Genomic DNA, 24,849 nt, shown 5'->3' with positions numbered 1-24,849 from the left:
CGAAATCACAAAGCGCAACGCATGCTGCGCCTTTGACATTCGCAAGGAGCAAATCTCGACATGACCGACCTGCCCATCAAACCGACCGGCGAGCTGACGCTGCGGACGCTCGCAATGCCGGCCGACGCCAATCCGGCCGGTGATATTTTCGGCGGCTGGGTCATGTCCCAGATGGACTTGGCCAGCGGCATCCGCGCGGCGGAGCGGTCCCGCTGTCGCGTGGTCACTGCGGCGGTCAAGGAAATGGCTTTCGAGTTGCCGGTGAAGATCGGCGACACGCTGTCCATCTACACCGATATCGCCCGGCTCGGCCGCACCTCCATCACGCTGACGGTCGAGGCCTGGGCGCAGCGCTCCCGTTACGACAAGCTGGAAAAAGTCACCGCCGGAACCTTTATCATGGTGGCGATGGACGAAAACGGGCAGCCGACGCCCATCCCTCCGACGGAGTAGGGTGCGATGGAGGCCGCCGTCAACGCCGCGGAAGCCTATGCGCATATCCGCGCCGTCATGGGCATGGTGGTCGGCCTCAGCCTCGCCCGCTTGCTGACCGGCCTTGCCGGTTTCGTGCAGCATCCCAAGAAGGAGCGCATCTATCCCCTGCATATCGGCTGGGTGGCGTTCCTGTTTCTGATGCTCGTGCATTTCTGGTGGTGGGAACACCGGCTTTCCGCCACCAGCCACGTCCTCGGCTTCGGCGCGTTCCTGTTCCTGATCTTGTTCTGCTCGCTGTTCTATTTCCTGTGCGTGTTGCTGTTCCCCTCAGACATGAAGGAATACAAGGGATACGAGGACTATTTCTTTTCCCGTAAAAGCTGGTTCTTTGCGTTTCTAGCCGCACTTTTCGTCACGGATATCGGCGATACGCTGCTGAAGGGACAGGACTACCTCTCCTCGCTGGGCGCTGAATATCTCATCCGCACAGCTATTTACGTTGTTCTGTTCACACTGGCGGCTTTCATCGGCAACCGACGCTTTCACAAGTTTCTCATCATTTTCGCCCTGATTTATCAGGTAGTCTGGATATTCCGGACCTACGACCTGCTGGCCTGAACATTCCCATCCCGACGCCGGGTGATAATTGAAAACAGGCCTCGTCTTTCGCCATCGTGTCGCGGTGACACGGCCCGATAAATATGGCATTTCGCTGCAATGGGATTCATTCGCAGGATAATGCAGGACAGAAGTTCGGCTGGCGCCATCGCCACGCTGGCGGTCCTGCTTTTTCTCCTGCAAGGGCTCGTGAATGGCCTGACCAGCGGCAGTATGGCCTCAGCCGCGCTGGCGACCGGTGAGATCATCTGTTCCAGCCACATGCCCGAAGGCGGTTCGGGAAAACCGAACCCGGCCTCCAACCCTGCGGGCAAGCTCGCCGACAATTGCTGCGCCACGCTCTGCCGTCTGGCCTCCGCTACCATCGCCGCTCTTCCCGTTACTCCCGTGGAGCCTGCGGACGGGATCGTCCGGGTCGTCGAAGTCGACTTTCTCGACCGCGACACGGTATTGCCGCCGCCGCCACCCAATCTGGAATCGCGCCCACGCGCACCGCCTCCCTCTCTGCAAATGTAAAGAGCGATCCGGCCCTGCCGGAAAATCAACTTTTCTGCGGAGACATCCATGTCCGTTACGACCTCTTTCGAGGGCGAGCGCGCGCCTGCGCAATCCTCGTCCGTCAACCTGTACCGCGCCGTATGGCGCTGGCACTTCTACGCTGGCCTTTTTGTACTGCCCTTTCTGATATCGCTGGCCGTCACCGGTGCGCTCTATCTGTTCCGGGACGAATTCGACAATCTCATTCATTCGGACCTGAAGCGCATCGAAGTGGCGCAGAACGTGCCGAAAGCACTCCCCTCCGATATTCTCGCCGCAGCCGTTGCGGCAGTTCCCGGCACTGCTGTGAAATACACCACGCCAGGCGATCCGGGTGCCTCGACGGAAATTACCGTCAGTACGGCCGAGGGGAAACGCGCCGTCTACGTCAACACCTATACCGGGCAGGTTGCCGGTTCACTGCCAGATCGCGGCACCATCATGTGGACGATCCGCTACATCCACAGCCTGAAATATTTCGGCACCTATACCCGCTATCTGATCGAGATCGCCGCCGGCTGGTCCATCCTGCTCGTCGCCACCGGCATCTATCTGTGGTGGCCTAGGAAGCAGAGCGGCGGTGTCTTGACCGTGCGCGGCACGCCGAAAAAACGCGTCTTCTGGCGCGATACCCATGCCGTCACCGGCATTTTCGTCGGCTTTTTCATCGTATTTCTAGCAGTCACCGGAATGCCCTGGTCGGGCGTGTGGGGCGCCAAGGTCAACGAATGGGCAAACGGCAGCAATTTCGGATATCCGGCAGGCGTGCGGACCGATGTTCCAATGTCCGGCGAGCATCTCGATCACATGGCCAAGACCAGCTGGTCGCTGGAGCAGGCGAAAGTACCGGAATCCACCGCATCCGCCACCGGGCAACCAATCGGCATAGATGCAGCCATCGCGCGTTTCGACGGGCTCGGTCTTGCCACTGGTTATACCGTCGTGCTGCCGACCAGATCGACAGGCGTCTATAGCGGCTCCGTCTATCCCGACGACCTTTCAAAGCAGCGCGTCGTCCATCTCGATCAATATAGCGGCAAACCGCTGATCGACATGAGCTATGCCGACTACGGTCCGCTTGGAAAGGCGCTGGAATGGGGGATCAACGTGCATATGGGCCAGCAATTCGGCCTCGCCAACCAGATCGTGTTGCTGGCAGCCTGTGTCGGCATCGTCCTGCTTGCCGTTTCCGCCGGCATCATGTGGTGGAAACGACGCCCCAGAGGTTCGCTCGGCGTGCCACCATTGCCGCAGGATAAACGCGTCTTGCGCGGCCTGCTGGCGCTGCTCGCCATCGGTGGCATCCTGTTCCCGCTGGTTGGCGCAAGCCTGCTGGTGATGCTTGTTCTGGATCTGATCGTGCAGTCCCGCGAAAAGCAACGCGCTGCCTGACAAAAAACACGGCCGGAAGATATCCCCCGGCCGTGTCCTTCTGAATTCCGGGCGGTTGGCAGAAGCTCGGCCTTAGAGCACGTCCTGTTTAAACAGAATCGTTTGACGTGCTCTAACTGTTTGTTTCTACGAATTTTCCAGACGTAAAACCGCTACGCACTTTTACTGGAAATGCTCTAGAACATCGTATTCTTGTTTGCAGCCTTTTCCGGAACCGGCTGGATCACGTCCCAATGTTCGGTGATCTTGCCGTCGGTGACCCTGAAAATATCGACGATGGCGGCTCCGCGAGCACCCTCTTTATCGGTGGAATGGATGTGCAGATAAACCAGATCGCCATCCGTGGCGCTGCGCACGATCCGGGATTTCGCCTGCGGGTTTTCCTTGAAGAAGCCGGTGAAATAGTCGACGAATGGCTTCTTGCCATCAGGCACCATCGGATTGTGCTGTTTGTAGCTGTCGACGATGACGGCAGCGCCCTTCGCCACCTCGTGCTTGTTGAAGACGGTGTCGTAAAAATCGATCACCAGCTTGCGGTTGGCTTCTTCTTGAACCAGATCGCGCTTGGCGGTTTCCGCCAGAACGGGCGCAGCCATCAGCGCGGGCGCGAGGGCAAGAGCAGCGATGGCAAGACGACGTGTCATGAAATTCATGGATGAGACCTCTCAGTAACCGACGGTGAAACGCTGGCGGGAATGCTGCGGCTTTTCGATTTCATCGACAAGCGCGATGGCGTAGTCTTCAAAGGAAATGCGGCTACCAGCTTCGTTGCTCAAAAGGCTGTCCTTGCCGATACGGAATTTGCCCGTTCTTTCCCCCGGCACAAATTCGGCCGACGGCGACAGGAAAGTCCAGTCGAGCTGCTTTTCCCCTTTCAGACGGTCCAGAAACTCCGCTCCCTTGGTCGCCTCGGCCTTGTAGGCGGCCGGGAAGTCCGGCAGGTCAACCACGCGCTGGCCCGGCGCAATTTCAAGGCTGCCGGCGCCACCCACGACGAGATAACGGGAAACGCCCGAGGCACGGACGGCCTCGATCAGCGTCACCGGATCGCTCGCAGTGAAGTGCACGGCGCTGATCACGGCATCGTGACCCTTAAGCAGTTCCGAAAGCCCTGCCTGATCGAAGACATCGCCCTTTTTTGCCACTACGTTCGGCAGGCTGGCGATCTTTTCAGGATTGCGGGCGATCGCCGTCACCTGGTGCCCCCGGTCGGAAAGTTCCTTCAGAATACGGGATCCGGCATTGCCGGAGGCTCCGATGAGCGCGATTTTAGCCATGGCTTTTTCCTTTATAGGCATCGTTGTAGGTCTAGATAATAGACCGCTAGGGGAAGCTATGATATCGCAGCCCCGGCTGCAAGAAGTCAGCCGACGCTGATCAGGTCACACGGCGATGACCTGAAAGGGCACGAAAATGGAAAGAGCAGGGAAAATGCCGGATACGCAAACCAAGGAAATCTTCGCCTTCGACCAGCCCTGCCCCATCCGCGACGTGCTGGATCGCATCGGCGATCAATGGAGCCTGCTGGTTCTGGAAGCGCTTCAGGGCGGGGTGCTGCGTTTCAACGAACTGAACCGCAAGATCGACGATATTTCCAAGCAGATGTTGTCACGCACGCTGAAACGGCTGGAGGAAGACGGTTTCATTCGCCGCACGCTCTATGCGCAGGTGCCGCCGCGCGTGGAATACGAACTGACCAATCTCGGCCGTTCGTTTCTGGTGCCGATGCAATTGCTGGTGCAGTGGGCGGACGAGAACCACGTCCGCATTTGTACGGCACGGTTGGACTATGCCAATGGTGGAACGGGATCGTAACACCGTTCCTCGTGCCGTGGCGAAACCTGTCCGCCACGGCAATAGAAAGGCCCTGTGGCGATCAGGAGCGGAAGATGAAGGAAGCGCCGAAAGCGATGAGCGCAAAACCGATCACGTGGTTGATCGTGATGCTTTCCTTCAGCCAGAAGACCGAGAACAGCGCAAAGACCGCAAGCGTGATAACTTCCTGAATGGTCTTGAGCTGCGCGGTCGAATAGACCTCCGATCCCATGCGGTTCGCGGGGACTGCGAGCATGTATTCGAAGAAAGCGATGCCCCAGCTTGCGACAATCGCAAGGAAGAGTGCGCTGCCCTTGTGCTTGAGATGCCCATACCAGGCGAAAGTCATGAAAACATTGGAGACGATGAGCATCAGGACAGGCCAGATGTGGGCAGGGCTGATCGAGAACGGCATGATTGTTCCTGAATGAAGAAGGGAGGGATGTCACGAAAGGCAGTTTGAAAACGCAACCGTCATTTTTGTCTTTGCTTTAACTTACCGCCGTATGAAACGGAACCGGATTCTATCAAAGCGTATTCGGCCGCTATGCAACGTATCCGGCCAAATTTTGTTCCCCGCGCTTCGTTTCCTTTTTGTACTCATTTTTTCTTGGCCTCCCCTTCCCTTTGCGCGTGACTCCCTCCATATTTCGCGCATGGCCAGATCACCCAAAAATTCCAAACCCTCGAATTCCGGCTTCGAGGAAGCTCCGCAATCGTCGTTCGAAGGCGCGCCGCTCAGCGGCAGCGTTGCCGATTGGGTAAAGCAGCTCGAGGCGGAAGCCGAAGCCGGCTCGGTGGAAACCCAGCGCGAAGTCGCCTCGAAAGCTGGCAAGCACCGCAAGAAGATCGAGATCGAAGCGCGCAAGGAAGCGGAAAAAGCGGCCAACAAAACGGCTAAAAACACCACGGCTTCCAAGACAGCGCGCGGCGTTTCCATCGGCGCGTCGAGCGATCCAAAAACCCGCGCCGCCGCCGGTCTCAATCCAGTGGCTGGCATGGACGTTTCCCTGGAGGAGGCGGCCAATCTCGCACCGGGTGCCGTCACCGCCACCGTCGAGGCACTATCGGCGCTTATCGAGAGCGGCAATCCGCTGTTCAAGGACGGCAAGATGTGGACGCCGCACCGGCCGGCCCGTCCGCCGAAATCCGAAGGCGGCGTTACAATCCGCATGGACTCGGAGTATCAACCGGCAGGCGACCAGCCGACGGCGATTGCCGATCTCGTGGAAGGCATCAATTCCGGCGAGCGCAGCCAAGTCCTGCTCGGCGTCACCGGCTCCGGCAAAACCTTCACCATGGCCAAGGTGATCGAGGCAACCCAGCGCCCGGCCGTCATCCTTGCGCCCAACAAGACGCTGGCCGCGCAGCTCTATTCCGAGTTCAAGAACTTCTTCCCCGACAATGCGGTAGAGTACTTCGTCTCATATTACGATTATTATCAGCCGGAAGCCTATGTGCCGCGCTCCGACACCTTCATCGAGAAGGAATCCTCGATCAACGAACAGATCGACCGGATGCGCCACTCCGCCACCCGCTCGCTGCTGGAACGCGACGACTGCATCATCGTCGCTTCGGTCTCCTGCATCTATGGTATCGGCTCGGTGGAAACCTATACAGCCATGACCTTCCAGATGCAGGTGGGCGACCGGCTGGACCAGCGCCAGCTTCTGGCCGACCTTGTGGCCCAGCAATACAAGCGCCGCGACATGGATTTCCAGCGCGGCTCCTTCCGCGTGCGCGGCGATACCATCGAAATCTTCCCTGCCCACCTTGAGGATGCCGCCTGGCGCATCTCGATGTTCGGCGACGAAATCGATTCCATTACCGAATTCGACCCGCTGACCGGCCAGAAAACCGGCGATCTGCAATCCGTCAAGATCTACGCCAATTCGCACTATGTCACCCCGCGCCCGACGCTGAACGGCGCGATCAAGTCGATCAAGGAAGAGCTGAGGGTCCGCCTCGCCGAGCTGGAAAAGGCGGGACGCCTGCTGGAAGCCCAGCGGCTGGAACAGCGCACACGTTACGACATCGAAATGCTGGAGGCGACCGGCTCCTGCGCCGGTATCGAAAACTATTCGCGTTATCTCACGGGCCGCAATCCCGGTGAGCCGCCGCCGACGCTGTTTGAATATATCCCTGATAATGCGCTGCTTTTTATTGACGAAAGCCACGTCTCGGTTAGCCAGATCGGTGGCATGTATCGCGGCGACTTCAGGCGCAAGGCGACGCTGGCCGAATATGGCTTCCGCCTTCCCTCCTGCATGGATAACCGCCCGTTGCGCTTTGAGGAATGGGATGCGATGCGGCCGCTGACGGTCGCGGTTTCGGCCACCCCCGGCTCGTGGGAAATGGAACAGGCCGGCGGCGTCTTCGCCGAACAGGTCATCCGCCCGACAGGACTCATCGATCCACCGGTCGAGGTGCGCTCCGCCCGCAGCCAGGTGGACGATGTTCTCGGCGAAATTCGCGAGACCGCCGCTAAGGGTTACCGCACGCTCTGCACCGTGCTGACCAAGCGCATGGCTGAAGACCTGACCGAATATCTGCACGAACAGGGCGTTCGCGTGCGTTACATGCACTCGGATATCGACACGCTGGAACGCATCGAGATCATCCGCGACCTGCGCCTTGGTGCGTTCGACGTGCTTGTCGGTATCAACCTTCTGCGCGAAGGCCTCGATATTCCCGAATGCGGTTTCGTCGCGATCCTCGATGCCGACAAGGAAGGCTTCCTGCGTTCGGAAACTTCGCTGATCCAGACCATCGGCCGCGCCGCCCGTAACGTCGACGGCAAGGTAATCCTCTATGCCGACAATATCACTGGCTCGATGAAGCGGGCGATGGAGGAAACCTCCCGCCGCCGCGAAAAGCAGATGGCCTATAACGCCGAACACGGCATCACGCCGGAATCGGTCAAGGCGAAGATCTCCGATATTCTTGATTCAGTTTATGAGCGTGATCACGTAAGGGCCGATATTTCAGGCGTTTCCGGCAAAGGCTTCGCCGATGGCGGCCATCTGGTCGGCAACAATCTGCAGTCCCATCTCAACGCGCTGGAAAAATCCATGCGCGATGCCGCAGCCGATCTGGACTTCGAAAAAGCCGCCCGCCTGCGTGACGAAATCAAGCGCCTCAAGGCCACCGAACTCGCCGTCATGGACGACCCGATGGCGAAGGAAGAGGCGAAATCGCTTGAGGGTGGCGGCAGAAGCAAGAAAAAAGAAACGAGCGCCCGCAACGGGTCGATCTCCCCTCTTGCAGGAGACATATCGGGCGTGACAGAGGACGGTGCCGCTTCCGCAAACGAAAGTGGAAAATCTCTCTTCGCCAAACCTTCGCTGGACGAAATGGGTCCCGGCTCGGACACGGGTAAGCCGCTGTTCCGCAGGAACACGCTGGACGAGATGACCGTTGGCCGCACCGAGAAGCCGGTGCGTGGCGAAGTTCCCGGCAAACCCGAGACGGAAACCGGCAAACGTTTCTCACCGCTCATGGAAGGCCAGCCTGAGCGAACCAAGGACGATCCTCGCCCCCTCGTGCGCGGCAAGATCGGAGCGGGTTCCTATGAGGATGCCGGCGAACAGAAGCGCAAAAGCCGGACGAAGGGGAAGACCGGCCGTCCCGGTCGCTGACGCGCAACGGCGCAATCTGGATAGACACCGCATGCATCGAAAAAATCTGGCGGCCTTATGCCTCGTCTTTTTCTCAAGCCCAGTCCTTGCCGGGCAGATTGAGGACGCCACCTTCCACAGCGCCGCCCTGAACGCACCGCTGCCCGTCAACATCTACCGACCGGATGGCACGCCGCCGGAAAACGGCTGGCCGGTGCTTTATCTCCTGCACGGCCATGATGGTGACCAGAACAGCTGGCGGGATCTCGGCAATATCGAAAAGACGCTGGACACGCTGATTGCGGCTGGCGCCATCCGCCCGCTGGTTGTCGTAATGCCAGGCGTTAAAAACAGTTGGTACGTGGATTCGGCCGCTGTCGGTGGTCCCGGCGATTACGAGACGGCCCTGACGGGCGATCTGCGCCATCAAGTGGAAAAAACGCTGCCGGTGCGAAAAGATCGCGAAGGGCGTGCCATCGCCGGGCTGTCCATGGGCGGTTTCGGCGCATTGCATCTGGCTTATGGCCACGAAGACCTCTATGGCGCAGTCGCCAGTCTGTCCGGCGCGATCTGGCAGAACGTGCCCGCCTCCGATCTCGACAAAACGCCCGCGGAACTCAAGCTCATTCAGGACAGCGCCTTCTTCCACCGCGTCGACCGCACTACCGTCACCAGCGGCATCGTGCTGCCCTCCACCGGCGATCACTTCTCCGGCGCCTTCGGCACGCCCTTCGATGCGAGACTCTTCAATGAGAAGAACGTCTTCACCCTTGTTGCACAGCACGTCGCCGAAAGCCAAGAATTGCCCGCCACCTATCTGACAGTTGGCGACGACGACGGCTTCTTCCTCTGGCGCGGCGCCATCGCCCTGCACGAAACGCTTCAGGCCGACAATCGCAAATCCGAATTACGAGTGACCGACGGTGATCATGTCTGGTCGGTGTGGAAAGTGTCAATTATCGACGCGCTGAAGTTCATCGATGGGGAATGGGACAAGGCAACGGACGTTGCGAAAGATTGACTGCCTACTCGATTACCCAGCCTTATTCCCCGTGCGTTTCTTTCCAGCCTTCCCCGCCACATTTAACGCCACCGCCGCGCGGATCAGCGCCACCAGTGCCTCCTCGTCGATCTCATCTCTCTCGTGAAAGTCGATGGCGCGTCGCGTATTGCCCTCAAGGCTCGAATTGAACAGGCCGGCCGGGTCTTCAAGCGATGCGCCCTTCGCAAACGTCATCTTCACGGCTGTCTTGTAGGTTTCGCCGGTGCAGATGATACCGGCATGTTCCCAGACGGGCACGCCGCGCCATTTAACCTCCTCCGTCACATCCGGATCGGCCTTCCTGATCAGCGCCCGGATGCGAGCAAGCGTTTCGCCACGCCAGTCGCCAAGCTCCGCAATCTTTCGATCGATGAGAACCGAGGGTGCATTCTCCTCCGCTTCCTTGCTGTCAGTGTTTTTTGCCATAACGTCCTCCCGATTTGGCGTGCCAGTGCTCCCGCTACCAGCATAAACCAAAATTTCCTGCGCTCCCACGCGGAACCAAATCCGGCCTTCACCGTTTCTTCCCCGAACGAAACGTTCAGCATACAAAGGGAAGAAAAATCATGAAAATCAACGTCATCGCTCTCGCTGCCGCAGCAGCCCTCTCCTCTTCCGTGGCTTTTGCCCAGACGGCTGCGACTGCGCCTGCTGTTGGCGCCGATGCGACTTTGTCCGGTCCCGGCATCACCATGGGCACCAAGGCTAACGGCCCGCTGAAGTTCGTCAATGTCCAGAAAACCGACCTCACCGCCTCCCAGCTCGACGGTCTGGATATCTATAACGCCCAGAACGAAAACATCGGCGAAATCGAGGATGTCGTCATCGGCGATGGCAAATCGGTGATCGGCCTCGTTGCCAGCGTCGGCGGTTTCCTCGGCATCGACAAGAGCTATGTGGTGCTCGACCCGGCCTCGGTTGCAGTCCACAACGACAACGGCACCTGGAAGGCCTATGTCGATACCACCAAGGAAGCGCTGCAGAACGCACCGAAGCTCGACTACGACAAGCTGGACGACTGATTCCCCTGCAGTCGCAAGCTTGACCCCCGCGATCCGTCGCGGGGGTTTTTCGTGTGTGGAATTTCGGCGCAGTATCCGACAATCCCTCTCTCACGGCGCTTGCCTAGCAGCCCAGCTCTCGCCTATCTTCGGCGCGCAAGACACCAAGGATCGATGCGTGCCCGCCAAAACTCTCTCTTCCCTCACCATCAGCACTATGACGATATTGCTGAGCACCCTTCCGCTATCAGCACAGTCAGCCGGCTGGAAACCAGCCGAGCAGATAAAAACCTATGCGATCAGCGGTGATAAGGGTGGAGCGCTTTACCAGTCCATAGGCGAGCGCGGCCCGACCGCCGGTGTGCAGGCCATCGCACACACCACCTTCAAGCTGACATGGCGGCGCGATTATCGTCCGCAACCGGACGGTGCCTGCGTACTGGCCACCGCCAAGCCCAATCTCATAATCATCTATACCTGGCCGAAAGCGCCGGCCAGATTGCCGCCCGCGGTCGCCGCCAGCTGGAAAACCTTCATTTTCGGTGTGGAAACCCATGAACGCGTTCATGGCGAGCACATTCTCGACATGGTGCAGAAGATCGAGGCATTCAGCACCGGTCTGAGAGCGGAAAACGATCCGAAATGCCAGAAAGTGCGCGTTGTCCTTCAACAGCGGCTTGGTGAGCTATCCAACGAGCAGCGCCAACGCGGACGCGATTTCGACCGGGACGAGCTTTCGCCCGGCGGCCGCGTGCATCAGCTCATTCTGGCGCTCGTCAACGGTCCCTGAGAACCCCAAGAAGAAACGGCTATTCCGCCGCCTCACCTTTCAGCAGCGGTTCGGAGAGCGATATGCTCTCCAGCTCGTAGGAATAGCCTTCCAGCATCGTATAGGCCTGCTCGATCGCCTCTATCTGCGCTTCCGCATTGCGGATGGCTTCGGCGATGGACTGGCTGCGCGCACGCAACATGGAACTCAAAACATCGGTCTCCGGCTTTCTGCCAAGCCGGTCCATATGTTTGCGCACCCGCGTGCGGTGACGCTCCAGTTCCAGAATGTGAAAGCGGCTTTTCAGGATATCGTCGGTCAGCTTGCGGCGCATGGCGGCCACTGGGTCGAAGCTGCCTGGCTCACGCTCGTCCAGAATGAATTCGTTGACCAGAGTTTCCAGCATCAGCAGGCCTTTGAGGTCCTTGGCATCGGCAAGCTGCGGATCGTAACCGGTATCGTCGAACACCTTGCGGCGCACCGGATCCTTCAAAAGCTCGTAAGCGGTTTGCAGGCGTGCGAATTGGTCGGTATCGCCCCCGCTGTCGGGATGGGCGGCTTTCGCCACCTTCCGGTAAGCGGACTTGATCGCCGCCTCGTCGGCATCACGCTCCACGCCAAGCAAAACATAGGGATCGATCACTAAAACACCTTCAAACGCAAAATGTTACCGCATGCCATACGCCACCCCCGTGCGGCTCGCGCACAGATCATAAGCGAATTCCGCCCGCGCGGCACCCCCGCGCCGGCGCAAAAGCCCTTGATCCTCAAATTTGTCGGACCCATGGCGACTATAATCACGGGCGGGACAAAATTGTGGAAAGTCATGGCAAAACATGCCGGGCCAAGCTGCCTACCCATGCGGAAAACCGTGCAACCCGCAGGTTTTACGGTGCTTATGGTGGAACGGCTCCAACGGGTGTAAGCTTGACTTTTGGATCTGAAGGGAGGGACGATCCGATGCCGCAAACCATTACCCAGACAGTGACGGATTATGTGCACGCCATGGCCTATGCGGATGAGGGCCTGATGCGTGATGTTTTCGATCCGCGCGCCAGCATCGTCGGGACGTTTCAGGGTGAAACGGAATGGCTTTCACTGGAGGACTTCGCCGAGCAGATACGGAAAAGCGAACGCGGCCTGCCCGATCACGACCCCGTCTTCGAAATCCTCGGCATCGACAAGGAAGGCGACAGCGCGTCCGTGAAGCTGACGACCCGTTTCGACGGCATGGATTTTAGCGAATACCTGTCCTTGCTGGAGCGCGATGGCAACTGGGCAATCGTGCACAAGCTATATCACATCAAGCCATAGGCGTTGTGCGAATGCAGGAATAATAGAGGGGAAATGGCCAAGCCATTGAAAATACTGGTGCCCCCGACAAGGTTCGAACTCGTGACCCCCTGATTACAAATCAGGTGCTCTACCAACTGAGCTACAAGGGCAATCCAGTGCCTTGCCAACTATCAGATTCTCACTTCGTGTAAAGCAAAAATTGATTGCGCGCCGTTGGGAGACCTCTTTTCCACACCGTACCTGTGGGTTTCAATCAGCAGGTCGCGGCAAAAGGCCTGCAAAATAAGCGAAGTATTTACGCGATGTAGCTAAAATGGCGATAATTCATAACCATCCCACCGGGAATAACGCATCGCATGCGCGCAAGCATACAGAAAATCCAACTAACCGGTACGATCGTCATAGCGGTAAGTTCCATCTTGTTGGCAACCCTTGCCGCCCTGCCGAGCGTTTCCAGTTACTTACGCTACCGGACCAATGCGCAGCAACTCAGCCGCTTCGAAACAGCCCTCCAGTCCGCATGGCTGGTATCGGCCGAGCGTGGTCCTGCCAATAATTTGATGGGCGCGTCTTCCCCTGATGCAAAACTGGTCCAGGAGCTTGCCGCAGCGCGCAAGGCGACGGACGACAAGCTGGTGGAACTCGAAAACTCTTTTGCCGCGGAAATCCGGGCGCAGCCAGAATTGGCAAAATCGCTGGTCGATACACGCCGAAAACTGGCGCAATCCCGAGAAGCGGTCGATCAGGTTGCTGCACTTCCGGAATCCGCGCGCAGCTACACGGCAATGTCCAACGCAATTTTTGCGATGTTCAAGGCGGCGGACAGCGTCAACATGCTGCGTGGCAAGACTGCCCGCGCGATCATCAAGGTAACGCCCAATGTAGCGATCGACATCGCCATGACCGGCACTGCCGGAGTGATGCGGGACCGAATCGGTCGCCTCGGTTCCTACGTGGTTATGAGCCTGCGGGCGAACAGGCAGGACAAGCTGAGCCTCCGCGCCAAATTCGACACGGAAATACAGAGCCTCACACTGCTGAAATCGTCGCTGACGAACTACACCGCCGCTTACCTGTCCACACCACGCGTCGATGCAGCGTTTCGCGATATTGAAATCTTCTATTTCGGCCAGGCACTTCCCTATGCGCAGAATACGATTGCGATGGTGGTGCCGTCCGCGCAGCCAAGCGTTCGCGAATTCTCCGAAAACTACATCAAGGGCATGCGTTCCTCGAGCACATTGCGCGACCTTATTCTCGCCGAAACACGGGCAAGGATAGAAAGGAACAAGGAACAGGCGTTGATCTATGGTGGAACGTCTCTCCTCCTCGCTCTCATCGCGGTTCTGGTATTGCTGCGGCTTGCATCGGTTTACAGAACGGCACTGTTCCGCCCCATGCAATCCGTCCAGACGCAGATCGCCGCAATCGCCGCTGGCGATCTTTCAGGAGCCGTGTATCAGGACAAGGCTGCTCCGGAAGTGAAGAAAATGTTCGAGGAACTGGATTTCCTGCGCGAGCAGCTTCGCCAGAAGGAAGAAATGGAAAAGCAGCAGTCCGCGCTGGCCGAACAATTACGCACGCTTTCAGAAACAGATGCCTTGACCGGTGTGTCCAATCGCCGTGCGCTGGAAAAGACCGTTCGTGCCATATTGAGCGGCGAGGAGCAGTTGCAGGCGCTTGGCGTGATGATTGTCGACATCGACCACTTCAAATCCATCAACGACCGCTATGGCCATGCCATGGGCGACCTCGCGCTACAGAAGACAGCGACTCTTTTAAGAGCCGCCCTCCGTAAAAACGATATTCTGGCGCGCTATGGCGGCGAGGAATTCGTGGTCGTGTTGCAGGATGTCAGCCACGCGACGGCGACCGCCACCGCCGACCGCCTGCGCCGGTTGATTGAAGCCCAGGTCATTGATGAACAAAGCGGGCTGTCACTGACGGCAAGTTTCGGCGTGGTCTGGCAGGAGGCACGGGCGATCAACAGCTGGGACGAGCTGATCGCAATTGCCGACGACCGGCTTTATGAGGCCAAGCGTGCGGGCCGCAACCGGGTGTGGGCGACCTATTTCCCCAAGGTCGCCAACGGCTAGGCGGCCCGGAGCAGCAGGTCAGATCAGATCGAGCGTCATAACGACAGGGCAATGGTCGGAAGCCTTGGGGCGGTCCCAGCCGGTGCGCGGATAACGATCCACCTCCTGCCCCGGCGGAAAGACCGTCCTGTAAGGCTGGCCAGCGCGGATGATTTCGGGAACCCTTGTCGCATTGATCTGCGCAAGATGTGGGGAAAGCCAGATATAATCGAGTTGGCAGAGATGCTGTTCCTGTGGCCCGCGCGAATGATAGAGCGTCCAGCGATCCATGACGTCACGGCGCGACATCGGATTGGTCACAAAATCATCCGCCGTGAAGATATCGAGCGCGCTCCGCTCCTCTTCGACCGGCGTAAAGCTGTAGCCGCTGCGCCGGTCGCCGGAAATCGAAATGCGTTCCTGATAATCATTCATGTCGCCGCAGATGGCAAAATTCTTGTTGCGGGTATTGTTTGCGCCCCAGCGGTTTTCGATGATGCGGCGAACGGCCATGGCTTCCGCCTCGCGAATCGGCATGGTGGCGAGCCGGGCATCTATGGCGTCACGGGCATTGGTCATGGATTTGAAATGCGTGACGTAAAGCGTCAGCGGTTTGCCGCCGATCCTCAGATCGATTTCCAGACAATCGCGTTTGAAAATCTTGTCGTCTATCTGGTTGGTCGCGGCAAGTGCGGGATTGAAGAGATCGAGATTGCGGTAGGTTAGCGCAGCGTGGCTCTTGATGTCGATGACCTCGATCTTGTCGCCGTCTCGGGTCTGCTCGCGCATGACGACCGCGACATCGATGCCGCGGCTGTCATTGCCCTCGACCAGATATTTCTGCAGATAGCCGTTGCCGACCATGCGGTAGAGATAGCCATATTCGAAAGCCTGCAGGGCAGCCATGTTGTCGACTTCCTGCAGGCAGAGAATGTCGGCATCCGCATCCGCAATGGCCAGCGCCGAAAGTTGCCGAGTATCGTCTGTGGAAGAGACTGCCCGCGCACTTTCCAGCGCCTGATAGGTCGCCTCGTCCCTGATATCGAAAAGCTGGATCGCCCTGTCGCGCCGCGTCTGGTTGCGAAAACCGGTAAAGTCGAAACGGGTGAGAAGATTTTCGATATTGAAGGTGGCGAGCCGAAGCGACATGTTTCATTCCTGTTGCTGGAATGGGAGCTTAGCCGCTCGCGTTCGGTCTCGCCAGTGGCCTGTCGCGTCGATCAGATTTCCCTATTCACGATGTCGGATTTTATGTGCCGGGATATTCCCCACCCTCATTCCTGTGCCCGTCACAGGGATGAGGGTGCAAGCAAATGCTAAAGACGCCACGCCGCACGAATTGCAACCGGCAACCGGTCACCGACCGCAACCGATTCTCGAGAATAAGCCCGAAGCGCCTGCCCGTCCGGCAGGTCGAGACGCAAGGCATAACGCTCGCCCTCGTAGAGAACCGAGGTCACGGTGCAGGTGATTCCATCCGCATCCCGCACCACGTCCTGCGGCCGCACGAGAATATCCGCCCGTGGTAATTGCCCACCGTTATCCATCGCTGTGCGGAGCGCGTCCCAGTCAATATCCCGCGAAGAACCTTCCGGCATCGGCACGGAGAGAATGGCGCCCTGCCCCACCAGCGAGCCGACAAGACGCCCCTCGGGTCGTGCATAAAGCTCGGCGGGCGGCGCGACCTGAAGCAGCTTGCCCTGAGACATGACGGCGACATCGGTTGCCAGCGCCATGGCTTCCGCCTGATCGTGGGTGACATAGATCATCGTCGCGCCGGAGCGGATGTGGAACTCGCGAAAGGTCTCCTCCATCTCCTGCCGCAAATGCCGGTCGAGATTGGCGAGTGGCTCGTCGAGCAGCACCACATCGGGTTCGGTGACGAGGCAGCGGGCCAAAGCGACGCGCTGCCGCTGGCCACCGGAAAGCTCGGCGGGACGGCGGTCCGCAAAGCCTTCAAGGCGTACGGCTGCCAGCGCTTGGGCCACCTTCTCGCGATATTTCTCTCCGGAAATGCCGCGAACTTTCAGGGGATAGCCGGCATTGTCGGCAACCGACATGTGCGGCCAGAGCGCATAGGACTGGAACACCATCGCCATGTTGCGCCGCTCCGGCGGCACCATGCTGCCTGCATCGGCCAGCACCCGCTCGCCGAGCAGGATGGAGCCATCAGTCGGTTGCTCGAAACCGGCGATCATGCGCAGCACCGTCGTCTTGCCGCAGCCGGAAGGCCCAAGCAACGCGAGGAAACCTCCCTCACGCACCGTGAGCGAGACGTCGTCAACGGCGGGTTTCGACCCAGCTCCAAAGCTTTTCGTCAGACGATTGAGGATCAGTTTCGCCAAGGGACGACTCCTTTCGGCAGATAGCGCCCCAGAATTTCGAGCAGCAGCATGAGGAAAATCACCATGATGACGACAAGCACCGAAAGTGCGGAGGCAAGATCGAAGCTGCCGCTGTCATCAAGGTTATAGATGAGCACACCGAGCGTCTGCGTGCCGGCGGACCAAAGGAGCGCCGAAACCGTCAGCTCATTGCAGGCGATCAGGAAAACGAGGATGACGGAAGCGCCAGCCGCAGGCCCGACCAGCGGCAGGATGATGTCCTTCAACCGCCGCCAGAAACCGGCGCCCGAAAGCCTTGCCGCCTCTTCCAGCGACGGATCGAATTGCAGGAAGGCGCTGACCATCGGTTTGAGGCTGACGGCGAAAAATGAGGAAAAATAGGCGAGCAGAATGATCCAGATCGTGCCGTAAAGCGTGATGCCGAGCAGCGGAATGGGGGCCGCGAACAACAGGACGAAGGATACGGAAATCACCACACCCGGCAGCGCATAGGGAATATCCACCAGCGCCGACAGCAGGAACATGAAGCGGCTTTTGCCGCGCACCAGGAAATAGGCGGTCAACACCGTCACCGCAAGCAGGCAAAGGGATGTGACCGTCGCCAGAAACAGCGAGTTGCGGAAGGCTGTGCGGGTCACGCTCTGCCGGTAGAGCAGCTCCTCATAGGCGTGCATCGTCACGGTCTTGAGACTGAGCGGCACGCCATAGGCGGGGGCAAGCGAGCTTGCCACCAGCGCAGCAAGTGGTGCGACCAGCATGAAGAACAGCACGAGCCACAGGACAAGCTCAGCCACTACACGCCAGCGCGACAGCTTGAAAGTCGCCGCCTTGCCGGAAAGACCGATGATGCGATAGTCCCTGCCCTTCATTGCCCGCTCTTGCAGCGCAAGACCGGCCACGGAGATGATGGCGATCATGGTCGAGAGAATGGCGATATCGCCGAAGGTGCTCGCGCCAAAACTGGCGAAGCGGCTGTAGATCAGCGTCGGCAGGGTGAAGATCGAGGCCGGAATACCGAGGATCGCCGGAATACCGAAATTGCCGACATTGGACACAAACGAGATCGCCGCCCCGGCGATCAATCCCGGCGTCGAAAGCGGCAGGATGATATCGAACAGCACGCGGCGAGGCGAGGCACCGGAAAGCTTGGCCGCCTCGATGCCATCCTGTGGCAAAGCGAGCAGGCCGGCGCGCAGCGACAGATAGACGAGCGGCGCATGCTGCACGCCGAGCAAAAGCGCGATACCGGCAATGGAATAGAGCGGTTGCGGCGAGCCCATGGGCGGCGCAAGGCCGATGGCCTTTAAAAGCGTGCTCGACGGGCCGGTCATGCCGATCCACGACAGCGCCGTCACCTGCGGCGGGATCATCATAGGCAGCATGAAGAGGAAGCTTAAGATCGACTTGCCGCGTATGTCGCAGAGCGTCAGCGCCAGCGCGAAGCCCCCACCGATCATGAGTGAAATCAGCATGCCGAAAAAAGAGGTGGACAGCGTGTTCAGCGCCGCATCCCAAAGGGCGGGATCAGCCAGCAATCGCCATATGTCGCCGTTGAGTGACGAAACAATGCCGGTATAGGCGAGCCGCCCGAGCGGCAGGGCGCTGAGCGCAAAAACGACGCTCACCACAAAAGGAAACAGCCAGCGCGGCTGGCTGTTTCCATAGGCACTTGATCGGGACATGCCGCTATATCAGCCCTTGGAGCCGAAAATATCGGAGAAGGTCTTCAGATCCTGCTCGGAATTCTTCAGCGCGTCCGCGGCGTTGAGCGGCAGCACCTTGAGCTTGTCGCGGGCGGGGAAACCTTCCGGCATGCCTGCGTCAGCGCGCGCGGGGATGTAGCCGAGCTTGACGAAGCCCTGCTGGCCCTTTTCCGAAAGCACGTAGTCGACGAACTTCTTAGCGGCTTCCTCATGCTTGGCACCCTTGAGGATCGCGACCGGTTCGGTCACGGCCGAAACGCCCTCTTCCGGGAAGACGAACTCCACCGGGGCGCCCTTGGCCTTTTCGCGGATCGGCATGTAGTCGACGACAACGCCGTAAGCCTTCTCACCTGATGCAACCGACTTCAGCACCGCGCCGTTACCGCCGCCGGAAATGGCTTCATTGGCCTTCAGCTGCTTGTAATAGTCCCAGCCGAGGCCGTTGGCAGCGGCCAGCGTCTGCGCGTGGATCAGCGCTGCACCAGAGGTCAGCGGGCTCGGCATGGTCACGAGACCCTTGGCTTCCGCCTTGGCAAGATCCTTCCAGCTCGTCGGCTTCATCGCAGCGGCAGTGTTATACATGATGCCGGTGGTGATGAGCTTGGTGGAATAATAATAGCCGTCCGCATCGTAGAGCGAGGCGTCGATGTTCTTAGCTTCCGGGGACTTGTGGGCCATAAGCTGGCCAGCCTGCTTCATGCGCTCGAGTGTGACGGTGTCGGCGATCAAGAGCACGTCGGCAACCGGATTGCCGGCGCTGATCTCAGCCATCAGCTTGGCCATGATCTTCGGCGTTCCGTCACGCACCCATTCGACTTCGATACCGGGATTGGCGGCCTTGAAACCATCAACGGTCGCCTGCGCGTCCTCGTTCGGCTGGCTGGTATAAAGCACCAGATCGGCAGCATTGGCAGCGGTGGCGATGAAGCCGAGCGATACGATGGCGGTAAAAGCGGAAAGCAGCGTTTTCATAGGTCCAGTCCCTGTTGTTTCGTGGGACCGCTAAAACATGATTGCATAACATGTATGTGACAGGCAGGATTTTAGGGGTGTGATCTCGGTAGCCAAGGTGGAGACCGGGGCCTACCCCCCCCTCTGCCCTGCCGGGCATCTCCCCCACAAGGAGGGAGATCGGCAAGACGCTCTTTCGTCACTTAATTTTCAAACGTTGAGATGGGCGAAACCTCACCACGGGTCGATCTCCCCACCTGTGGGGAGATGTCCGGCAGGACAGAGGTGGTAAGCCGCACCCCCCGTCGCTGCCGAAAACCTCGCAACCCTCAAATCGCCGGAACCACTTCTGTCGTCTCCGCCTGCGCCGTCGCAATCAACCGGCCAAGCCGCTTCATGCCTTCCTCGATCATCGCCTCATTGGCGCAGGAGAAGCTGATGCGCAGCGTGTTCGTGCCCGAGCCATCGGCAAAGAAGGCGCGACCCGGAACGAAGGCGACCTTCTCCGTTGCGATGGATTTTGCCAGCAGTGCGGCGCCATCCATGCCTTCCGGCAGGGTGACCCAGATGAACATGCCGCCTTCCGGCTTGGTCCAGCGCGTGCCCTTCGGCATGTATCTGTCCAGCGCAGCCAGCATCGCATCGCGGCGGGCGCTGTACGCAGCCTTGATCTTGGCGACCTGCTTGTCGAAGCCGCGCGAAGCGACACGTTCGATGGCGATCTGGTTGATCGTCGAGGAATGCAGGTCTGCGGCCTGCTTCATCAGCACCAGCTTGCGGATAACAGGCGCGGACGCAACGATGTAACCGACGCGAAGGCCGGGTGCGAGCGTCTTGGAGAAGCTGCCGCAATAGATGGTGCGGGTGTTCTCGATGCCGCCCGAGCGGGCAATGTCCAGCGCCATGATCGGCGGAACCGCTTCGCCGTCGTAACGCAGTGACTGATAGGCGGCGTCTTCGATGACGGCGATATCCAGCTCGTCAGCCAGCGCCAGAACCTTTTCACGGCCGGCAAGATCAACGGTTTCCCCGGTCGGATTCGAGAAATCAGCAGAGAGATAAGCGAACTTCACGGCGCCGCCGAGCTTGGCCGCGGTTTCGCGGTAAGCTTCCGGCGTGCGGTTGCCGCCGGGATTGAGCTGATCGTAATTCGGCTCATAGGCGTTGAAGGCGGAAAGTGCGCCGAGATAGGTCGGCCAGGTTACCAGCGCGGTATCCTTCGGCGACAGGAACAGCTTGCCGAGGTAGTCGAGACCCTGCTGCGAACCGGAAACGATGAAGACGTTGTCGGCAGTGCATTCAATGCCGATCTCGGCCATTTCGCCCGCCAGCCATTCGCGCAGCGGCTTGTAACCTTCGCTCACCGAATATTGCAGCGCCGAGTTGACCTGCGAACCCGAAAAAATTTCCGCATAAGCCTGCTGGAACTCCTCTGCGGGGAAAAGAGCCGGGTCCGGAATGCCGCCGGCAAAGGAAATGATATCGGGCTGCTCGAGCAGCTTCAGCAGCTCGCGGATTTCAGACGCTTTCATGCGCGAAGAGCGCGTGGCGAAAATTTGTTCCCAATCAAGCATGGGTACGTTTCCTCTTGTGTCGTTTTTATGCGTGCATCTTTACAGAAATGTCGATACGTCAGCAATACTGACTTATCAGTTTTTCGAATTATTTCTGCCTCCCTGCACGTTACCCGCATTTGGGCCCGCCTTTGGCGGACAAAGCCAAATACACCCTTGCGCAAAGCTTCACAATCTTCCGTTTGCGATTGACGCGGCAAGGTTTTCCGGCTGGATTGCGGCCACGCGCCGCGACACGGCGAAAGCATCATGGGAGTTTGACGACATGCTGAAAAATATCGACCCGGCGCTGAATGCCGATGTCCTTCACGCGCTACGCGCCATGGGTCACGGCGATACGCTGGTGATTTCCGACACCAACTTCCCTTCCGATTCGGTGGCTCGCCAGACAACGGTCGGCAAGGTGCTGCGCATGGACAACATTTCCGCCGCCCGCGCCATGCAGGCGATTCTCTCGGTGCTGCCACTCGACACGCCGCTGCAGCCTTCGGTCGGACGCATGGAAGTGATGGGCGCACCGGACCAGCTGGAACCCGTACAGGTCGAAGTGCAGAAGGAAATAGACGCGGCGGAGGGAAAATCCGCCCCCATGTACGGTATCGAACGCTTCGCCTTCTATGAACAGGCTAAAAAAGCATATTGCGTCATCACAACAGGCGAGACCCGTTTTTACGGCTGCTTCCTGCTGACGAAGGGCGTCATCCCTCCGGGCAAGTAAGATCGAACGGCAAAATGGGTCGTGTGCTAAACCCGTCATGACAATTTCAAGTTGTTGTGGCAAAAACTTCCACTAGGTTTTGTAAAACCAACCGGAGGTGTGAGGTATCATGACCCAATATGTCCTGGCGTTCTGGAATGTCGAAAACCTGTTTGCGCCGGAAGGTTATCCGGCGCGCGAACCTTGGATTGCCGAGCGGCTGAAGAACGATCTCAAAGGCTGGACCGAAGATCTGTTCAAGACCAAGCTCAGGCAACTCGGTTTGATCATAAGGCAGATCGGCGGCGCCGGGCCGGATCTGCTCGGCGTGTGCGAAGTCGAGAACCGTTTCGTTCTGGAGACGCTTGCGGAACATCTGAACGACCTCATGCCTGAGCGCGCCTACCGTGCGGTGCATGCAGATTCCAGCAAGGACCAGCGCGGCATCGATACGGCCTTCATCTATGACAGCAAGAAGCTACTGATCAACGAAAACGAGATTTTCAGCCATTTCGTGATGCGCCGCACCGGTACCCGCGACATTACCCAATGCACCTTCATCACCAAGGGCGGACGCCAGCTCATCGCGCTTTCCAATCACTGGCCGTCGCGCTCCGGCGGTGCGGTGGAAAGCGCCGGTTTTCGCATGACCGCCGGTGAGACGCTGGGTTACTGGCACCAGCGGATCAGGGAAGAGAAAGGTAACGACATCGCCGTCGTCGCCTTCGGCGATTTCAACGACGACCCTTCCGATGCATCGCTGCGCTATCACGCCAATTCCACCCGCGAGCGCGACGATGTCGAAAGCTCGCAATCGGCAATGTTCTACAATCTCACCTGGAACTACCTGCGCCAGCAGGTAGTGGATTCAGTCGGTACGGCAAGAACGATCTATGGCACGCTCTATTTCAACGGCGACGCCAATATCTTCGACCAGATCCTCGTCTCAAGATCGCTTCTGACCGGGAGCAGCGGCTTCGCGGTGCGCGAGGAAACCGCGAAAATTGAAGCCATTGCCGCCATGGTCAGCCACAGCAAGAATGAGGGGCCGATCCGCTTCGGCCTGTCGAAAGGCGATGCAGTCAAAAACGTCAATCTCGGTGGTTTCTCCGATCACTTTCCCGTATCGGTCATTATCGAGGAAGCCGACGCCATCGTGTGATCCTAGCCAGGCGCAATGCAGAAAGGCCGGAGCTCTCGCCCCGGCCTTCCAATATTCTGTCAAGCAATGAAGCTTAGTTGACAGCCTTGTCGACCAGCTTGTTCTTGCCGATCCAGGGCATCATGCCGCGCAGCTTTGCGCCGACTTCTTCGATCTGGTGGGCGTCGTTGTTGCGACGGATGCCCTTGAAGCGTGCGCCGCCGGCCTTCCATTCCTGCATCCACTCAGTGGTGAACTTGCCGGTCTGGATGTCGTGAAGAACGCGCTTCATTTCAGCCTTGGTGTCAGCGGTGATGATGCGAGGACCGGTGACGTATTCGCCCCACTCGGCCGTGTTGGAGATCGAGTAGTTCATGTTGGCGATGCCGCCTTCATAGATCAGGTCAACGATCAGCTTCACTTCGTGCAGGCATTCGAAATAGGCCATTTCCGGTGCGTAACCGGCTTCGACCAGGGTTTCGAAACCGGCGCGGATGAGTTCTACGAGACCGCCGCACAGAACGACCTGTTCGCCGAAGAGGTCGGTTTCGCACTCTTCCTTGAAGTTGGTTTCGATGATGCCAGAACGGCCACCGCCAACGCCGCAGGCGTAGGAGAGAGCGAGTTCAAGTGCGTTGCCGGAAGCGTTCTGGTGAACGGCAACGAGGCAGGGCACGCCGCCGCCCTTCTGGTATTCGCCGCGAACCGTGTGGCCGGGGCCCTTCGGTGCGATCATGACGACGTCGAGTGAAGCCTTCGGCTCGATGAGGCCGAAGTGAACGTTGAGGCCGTGTGCGAAAGCAATCGCCGCACCGTCACGGATGTTGCCGGCAATGTCGGCCTTGTAGATGTCGGCCTGCAATTCGTCAGGCGTCGCCATCATCAAAAGGTCGCCCCACTTGGCGGCTTCGGCAACGGTCATGACCTTGAAGCCGTCGGCTTCCGCCTTCTTGACGGTCGGCGAACCGGCCTTCAGAGCAATGACGACGTTCTTGGCGCCGGAATCCTTGAGGTTCAGCGCATGGGCGCGGCCCTGGGAACCGTAGCCGACGATGACGACATTCTTGGACTTGATGAGATTGAGATCCGCATCACGATCATAATAAACGCGCATTTTATGGTCCTTCCCTAATGCTTGTCTCTGTGTGAACCGGAACCTCAGGCGACCTTGCCGCCCAGTTCCGAATGTACCTTTTCCGTGCCGTAGAGTGTTAGAAAGGCGACCACCGCCTTCTTTGCCCGGGCGGAAAAATCCTTGTCAGGCGCCTCGCCCAGCAGCATGCGCACATGCAGATCCGAAACGATCAGGCCGTAAAAACTGCGATACGCCTCTTCGGCGTCATCGAAACGCAGGTAACCCGAACGGCGACCCGCCTCGATCAACCCGCGGGCGCGGCGGTCGATCTGGCGACGGCCACGTTCCAGAAGAAGATCGCCAAGCTTGGAACCATCACGGCTCGCCTGCCCTATCGCCAGACGGTTGAGCGCCAGCGACACATCGCCCGCCAGCACGTCAAGCAGATCATGTGCGAAAACCTCGAGATGATCGGCAAGCTGCGGCGCAGACACGCGATCGCCCGCCTTCTCGAAGGTGCGAACCTTGCTCTGCTGGAAGGTGATCATCGCAGCCAGCAGGCCGTCCCGGTCGCCAAACCATTTGTAGAGGCTTTCCTTGGAACAGTTGGCCGCACGCGCAAGACCAGAGGTCGTCAGCGCTTTCTCGCCACCCTCGACCAGAAGACGCAATGCCTGATCCAGAACGGCGTTCTGGCGCGGCGAAAATTCCTGCGCTGTGATCGGGTCGGAGGCCACTTATTTCCACTCCAGAGGCTCGATTAATG

At 59.0% G+C, this 24,849-nt stretch carries 25 protein-coding genes and 1 tRNA gene; 13 read left to right on the top strand and 13 right to left on the bottom strand.

What is annotated here, in order from left to right; genetic code table 11:
• Positions 1-60 precede the first annotated feature (60 nt).
• The 4 genes from ASD46_RS18440 to ASD46_RS18425 all read left to right on the top strand — a co-directional run bounded on the left by ASD46_RS18440 (position 61) and on the right by ASD46_RS18425 (position 2,982).
• Positions 61-453 carry an acyl-CoA thioesterase gene (locus ASD46_RS18440; RefSeq protein ID WP_003513034.1) on the top strand — a complete coding sequence of 131 codons (393 nt, stop codon included), beginning with the start codon at positions 61-63 and terminating at the stop codon, positions 451-453.
• 6 nt (positions 454-459) lie between these two features.
• Positions 460-1,053, top strand: coding sequence for a hypothetical protein (locus tag ASD46_RS18435; protein ID WP_025593967.1), 594 nt, complete (start codon positions 460-462; stop codon positions 1,051-1,053).
• 99 nt (positions 1,054-1,152) lie between these two features.
• Complete coding sequence (locus ASD46_RS18430; protein ID WP_025593968.1) at positions 1,153-1,569, top strand: DUF2946 family protein; 417 nt, start codon at positions 1,153-1,155, stop codon at positions 1,567-1,569.
• 48 nt (positions 1,570-1,617) lie between these two features.
• Positions 1,618-2,982, top strand: a complete 1,365-nt coding sequence (locus ASD46_RS18425) for a PepSY-associated TM helix domain-containing protein (protein ID WP_025593969.1) — start codon at positions 1,618-1,620, stop codon at positions 2,980-2,982.
• A gap of 176 nt (positions 2,983-3,158) precedes the next feature.
• Here ASD46_RS18425 and ASD46_RS18420 read toward each other — a convergent pair whose 3' ends face one another.
• A complete protein-coding gene (locus ASD46_RS18420; protein ID WP_003513038.1) occupies positions 3,159-3,635 on the bottom strand; it encodes a nuclear transport factor 2 family protein in 477 nt (158 codons plus the stop codon).
• A 12-nt stretch (positions 3,636-3,647) separates the two neighbouring features.
• A complete protein-coding gene (locus ASD46_RS18415) occupies positions 3,648-4,259 on the bottom strand; it encodes an NAD(P)-dependent oxidoreductase (protein ID WP_013636447.1) in 612 nt (203 codons plus the stop codon).
• A 154-nt stretch (positions 4,260-4,413) separates the two neighbouring features.
• Between ASD46_RS18415 and ASD46_RS18410 the strand changes: the two genes are divergently transcribed.
• A complete protein-coding gene (locus tag ASD46_RS18410; RefSeq protein WP_003513040.1) occupies positions 4,414-4,797 on the top strand; it encodes a winged helix-turn-helix transcriptional regulator in 384 nt (127 codons plus the stop codon).
• 61 nt (positions 4,798-4,858) lie between these two features.
• Here the strand turns inward: ASD46_RS18410 and ASD46_RS18405 are convergent, their stop codons facing one another.
• Positions 4,859-5,212, bottom strand: coding sequence for a DMT family protein (locus tag ASD46_RS18405; RefSeq protein ID WP_003513041.1), 354 nt, complete (start codon positions 5,210-5,212; stop codon positions 4,859-4,861).
• A 241-nt stretch (positions 5,213-5,453) separates the two neighbouring features.
• On the opposite strand from ASD46_RS18405, the gene uvrB reads away from it, so the two are divergent.
• Complete coding sequence (gene uvrB, locus ASD46_RS18400; protein WP_003513042.1) at positions 5,454-8,435, top strand: excinuclease ABC subunit UvrB; 2,982 nt, start codon at positions 5,454-5,456, stop codon at positions 8,433-8,435.
• Positions 8,436-8,466: 31 nt separating this feature from the next.
• Positions 8,467-9,435, top strand: a complete 969-nt coding sequence (locus ASD46_RS18395; RefSeq protein ID WP_025593971.1) for an alpha/beta hydrolase — start codon at positions 8,467-8,469, stop codon at positions 9,433-9,435.
• Between the two features lie 12 nt (positions 9,436-9,447).
• Here the strand turns inward: ASD46_RS18395 and ASD46_RS18390 are convergent, their stop codons facing one another.
• Positions 9,448-9,882: a DUF1801 domain-containing protein gene (locus tag ASD46_RS18390; RefSeq protein WP_025593973.1), complete on the bottom strand. Its 435-nt coding sequence runs from the start codon at positions 9,880-9,882 to the stop codon at positions 9,448-9,450.
• A gap of 140 nt (positions 9,883-10,022) precedes the next feature.
• On the opposite strand from ASD46_RS18390, the gene ASD46_RS18385 reads away from it, so the two are divergent.
• Together ASD46_RS18385 and ASD46_RS18380 are read left to right on the top strand one after the other, a co-directional pair.
• Positions 10,023-10,478, top strand: a complete 456-nt coding sequence (locus ASD46_RS18385; RefSeq protein WP_003513045.1) for a PRC-barrel domain-containing protein — start codon at positions 10,023-10,025, stop codon at positions 10,476-10,478.
• A gap of 157 nt (positions 10,479-10,635) precedes the next feature.
• Positions 10,636-11,247, top strand: coding sequence for a DUF922 domain-containing Zn-dependent protease (locus tag ASD46_RS18380; RefSeq protein ID WP_025593975.1), 612 nt, complete (start codon positions 10,636-10,638; stop codon positions 11,245-11,247).
• 19 nt (positions 11,248-11,266) lie between these two features.
• Here ASD46_RS18380 and ASD46_RS18375 read toward each other — a convergent pair whose 3' ends face one another.
• Entirely contained in the window at positions 11,267-11,869 is a 603-nt protein-coding gene (locus ASD46_RS18375) for a J domain-containing protein (protein WP_003513049.1), read from the bottom strand.
• A 317-nt stretch (positions 11,870-12,186) separates the two neighbouring features.
• Between ASD46_RS18375 and ASD46_RS18365 the strand changes: the two genes are divergently transcribed.
• Positions 12,187-12,540, top strand: a complete 354-nt coding sequence (locus tag ASD46_RS18365; protein WP_025593977.1) for a nuclear transport factor 2 family protein — start codon at positions 12,187-12,189, stop codon at positions 12,538-12,540.
• 55 nt (positions 12,541-12,595) lie between these two features.
• On the opposite strand, the gene ASD46_RS18360 is transcribed toward ASD46_RS18365, so the two are convergent.
• A tRNA-Thr gene (locus ASD46_RS18360) sits at positions 12,596-12,671 on the bottom strand.
• Between the two features lie 207 nt (positions 12,672-12,878).
• On the opposite strand from ASD46_RS18360, the gene ASD46_RS18355 reads away from it, so the two are divergent.
• Positions 12,879-14,618, top strand: coding sequence for a sensor domain-containing diguanylate cyclase (locus ASD46_RS18355; protein ID WP_025593978.1), 1,740 nt, complete (start codon positions 12,879-12,881; stop codon positions 14,616-14,618).
• A gap of 18 nt (positions 14,619-14,636) precedes the next feature.
• On the opposite strand, the gene ASD46_RS18350 is transcribed toward ASD46_RS18355, so the two are convergent.
• From ASD46_RS18350 to ASD46_RS18330, 5 genes are all read right to left on the bottom strand, one after another.
• Positions 14,637-15,746 carry an endonuclease/exonuclease/phosphatase family protein gene (locus ASD46_RS18350; RefSeq protein WP_003513055.1) on the bottom strand — a complete coding sequence of 370 codons (1,110 nt, stop codon included), beginning with the start codon at positions 15,744-15,746 and terminating at the stop codon, positions 14,637-14,639.
• Between the two features lie 167 nt (positions 15,747-15,913).
• A complete protein-coding gene (locus ASD46_RS18345; protein ID WP_013636457.1) occupies positions 15,914-16,942 on the bottom strand; it encodes an ABC transporter ATP-binding protein in 1,029 nt (342 codons plus the stop codon).
• Positions 16,930-18,624 carry an ABC transporter permease gene (locus ASD46_RS18340; RefSeq protein ID WP_025593981.1) on the bottom strand — a complete coding sequence of 565 codons (1,695 nt, stop codon included), beginning with the start codon at positions 18,622-18,624 and terminating at the stop codon, positions 16,930-16,932. Before ASD46_RS18340 ends, ASD46_RS18345 begins: the two co-directional genes overlap by 13 nt.
• Positions 18,625-18,633: 9 nt before the next feature.
• Entirely contained in the window at positions 18,634-19,617 is a 984-nt protein-coding gene (locus ASD46_RS18335; RefSeq protein WP_035198569.1) for an ABC transporter substrate-binding protein, read from the bottom strand.
• 308 nt (positions 19,618-19,925) lie between these two features.
• Positions 19,926-21,170 (bottom strand): PLP-dependent aminotransferase family protein, encoded by a 1,245-nt coding sequence (locus tag ASD46_RS18330; protein WP_025593984.1) that lies wholly within the window; start codon positions 21,168-21,170, stop codon positions 19,926-19,928.
• A gap of 265 nt (positions 21,171-21,435) precedes the next feature.
• Between ASD46_RS18330 and ASD46_RS18325 the strand changes: the two genes are divergently transcribed.
• Together ASD46_RS18325 and ASD46_RS18320 are read left to right on the top strand one after the other, a co-directional pair.
• Positions 21,436-21,888 (top strand): RbsD/FucU family protein, encoded by a 453-nt coding sequence (locus ASD46_RS18325; RefSeq protein ID WP_003513061.1) that lies wholly within the window; start codon positions 21,436-21,438, stop codon positions 21,886-21,888.
• 109 nt (positions 21,889-21,997) lie between these two features.
• Positions 21,998-23,029 (top strand): endonuclease/exonuclease/phosphatase family protein, encoded by a 1,032-nt coding sequence (locus ASD46_RS18320; protein WP_025593985.1) that lies wholly within the window; start codon positions 21,998-22,000, stop codon positions 23,027-23,029.
• Positions 23,030-23,102: 73 nt separating this feature from the next.
• On the opposite strand, the gene ilvC is transcribed toward ASD46_RS18320, so the two are convergent.
• Positions 23,103-24,122 carry a ketol-acid reductoisomerase gene (gene ilvC, locus ASD46_RS18315; RefSeq protein ID WP_003507583.1) on the bottom strand — a complete coding sequence of 340 codons (1,020 nt, stop codon included), beginning with the start codon at positions 24,120-24,122 and terminating at the stop codon, positions 23,103-23,105.
• A gap of 44 nt (positions 24,123-24,166) precedes the next feature.
• Positions 24,167-24,820: a TetR/AcrR family transcriptional regulator gene (locus ASD46_RS18310; protein ID WP_003513063.1), complete on the bottom strand. Its 654-nt coding sequence runs from the start codon at positions 24,818-24,820 to the stop codon at positions 24,167-24,169.
• Positions 24,821-24,849: the final 29 nt, after the last annotated feature.

Origin of the sequence: Rhizobium sp. Root491 (genome assembly GCF_001427205.1) — a bacterium.
Classification (GTDB): domain Bacteria; phylum Pseudomonadota; class Alphaproteobacteria; order Rhizobiales; family Rhizobiaceae; genus Agrobacterium; species Agrobacterium tumefaciens.
Note: the sequence above shows the minus strand (reverse complement) of the source record. Positions and strands in the feature narration are given on the sequence as shown.

What these genes read in the sequence shown, in the direction of transcription:
- ASD46_RS18440 (WP_003513034.1), top strand. Translation starts at nt 61, where the DNA reads ATGACCGACCTGCCCATCAAACCGACCGGCGAGCTGACGCTGCGGACG.
- ASD46_RS18435 (WP_025593967.1), top strand. Translation starts at nt 460, where the DNA reads ATGGAGGCCGCCGTCAACGCCGCGGAAGCCTATGCGCATATCCGCGCC.
- ASD46_RS18430 (WP_025593968.1), top strand. Translation starts at nt 1,153, where the DNA reads ATGGGATTCATTCGCAGGATAATGCAGGACAGAAGTTCGGCTGGCGCC.
- ASD46_RS18425 (WP_025593969.1), top strand. Translation starts at nt 1,618, where the DNA reads ATGTCCGTTACGACCTCTTTCGAGGGCGAGCGCGCGCCTGCGCAATCC.
- ASD46_RS18420 (WP_003513038.1), bottom strand. Translation starts at nt 3,635, where the DNA reads ATGAATTTCATGACACGTCGTCTTGCCATCGCTGCTCTTGCCCTCGCG.
- ASD46_RS18415 (WP_013636447.1), bottom strand. Translation starts at nt 4,259, where the DNA reads ATGGCTAAAATCGCGCTCATCGGAGCCTCCGGCAATGCCGGATCCCGT.
- ASD46_RS18410 (WP_003513040.1), top strand. Translation starts at nt 4,414, where the DNA reads ATGCCGGATACGCAAACCAAGGAAATCTTCGCCTTCGACCAGCCCTGC.
- ASD46_RS18405 (WP_003513041.1), bottom strand. Translation starts at nt 5,212, where the DNA reads ATGCCGTTCTCGATCAGCCCTGCCCACATCTGGCCTGTCCTGATGCTC.
- uvrB (WP_003513042.1), top strand. Translation starts at nt 5,454, where the DNA reads ATGGCCAGATCACCCAAAAATTCCAAACCCTCGAATTCCGGCTTCGAG.
- ASD46_RS18395 (WP_025593971.1), top strand. Translation starts at nt 8,467, where the DNA reads ATGCATCGAAAAAATCTGGCGGCCTTATGCCTCGTCTTTTTCTCAAGC.
- ASD46_RS18390 (WP_025593973.1), bottom strand. Translation starts at nt 9,882, where the DNA reads ATGGCAAAAAACACTGACAGCAAGGAAGCGGAGGAGAATGCACCCTCG.
- ASD46_RS18385 (WP_003513045.1), top strand. Translation starts at nt 10,023, where the DNA reads ATGAAAATCAACGTCATCGCTCTCGCTGCCGCAGCAGCCCTCTCCTCT.
- ASD46_RS18365 (WP_025593977.1), top strand. Translation starts at nt 12,187, where the DNA reads ATGCCGCAAACCATTACCCAGACAGTGACGGATTATGTGCACGCCATG.
- ASD46_RS18355 (WP_025593978.1), top strand. Translation starts at nt 12,879, where the DNA reads ATGCGCGCAAGCATACAGAAAATCCAACTAACCGGTACGATCGTCATA.
- ASD46_RS18350 (WP_003513055.1), bottom strand. Translation starts at nt 15,746, where the DNA reads ATGTCGCTTCGGCTCGCCACCTTCAATATCGAAAATCTTCTCACCCGT.
- ASD46_RS18340 (WP_025593981.1), bottom strand. Translation starts at nt 18,624, where the DNA reads ATGTCCCGATCAAGTGCCTATGGAAACAGCCAGCCGCGCTGGCTGTTT.
- ASD46_RS18335 (WP_035198569.1), bottom strand. Translation starts at nt 19,617, where the DNA reads ATGAAAACGCTGCTTTCCGCTTTTACCGCCATCGTATCGCTCGGCTTC.
- ASD46_RS18330 (WP_025593984.1), bottom strand. Translation starts at nt 21,170, where the DNA reads ATGCTTGATTGGGAACAAATTTTCGCCACGCGCTCTTCGCGCATGAAA.
- ASD46_RS18325 (WP_003513061.1), top strand. Translation starts at nt 21,436, where the DNA reads ATGCTGAAAAATATCGACCCGGCGCTGAATGCCGATGTCCTTCACGCG.
- ASD46_RS18320 (WP_025593985.1), top strand. Translation starts at nt 21,998, where the DNA reads ATGACCCAATATGTCCTGGCGTTCTGGAATGTCGAAAACCTGTTTGCG.
- ilvC (WP_003507583.1), bottom strand. Translation starts at nt 24,122, where the DNA reads ATGCGCGTTTATTATGATCGTGATGCGGATCTCAATCTCATCAAGTCC.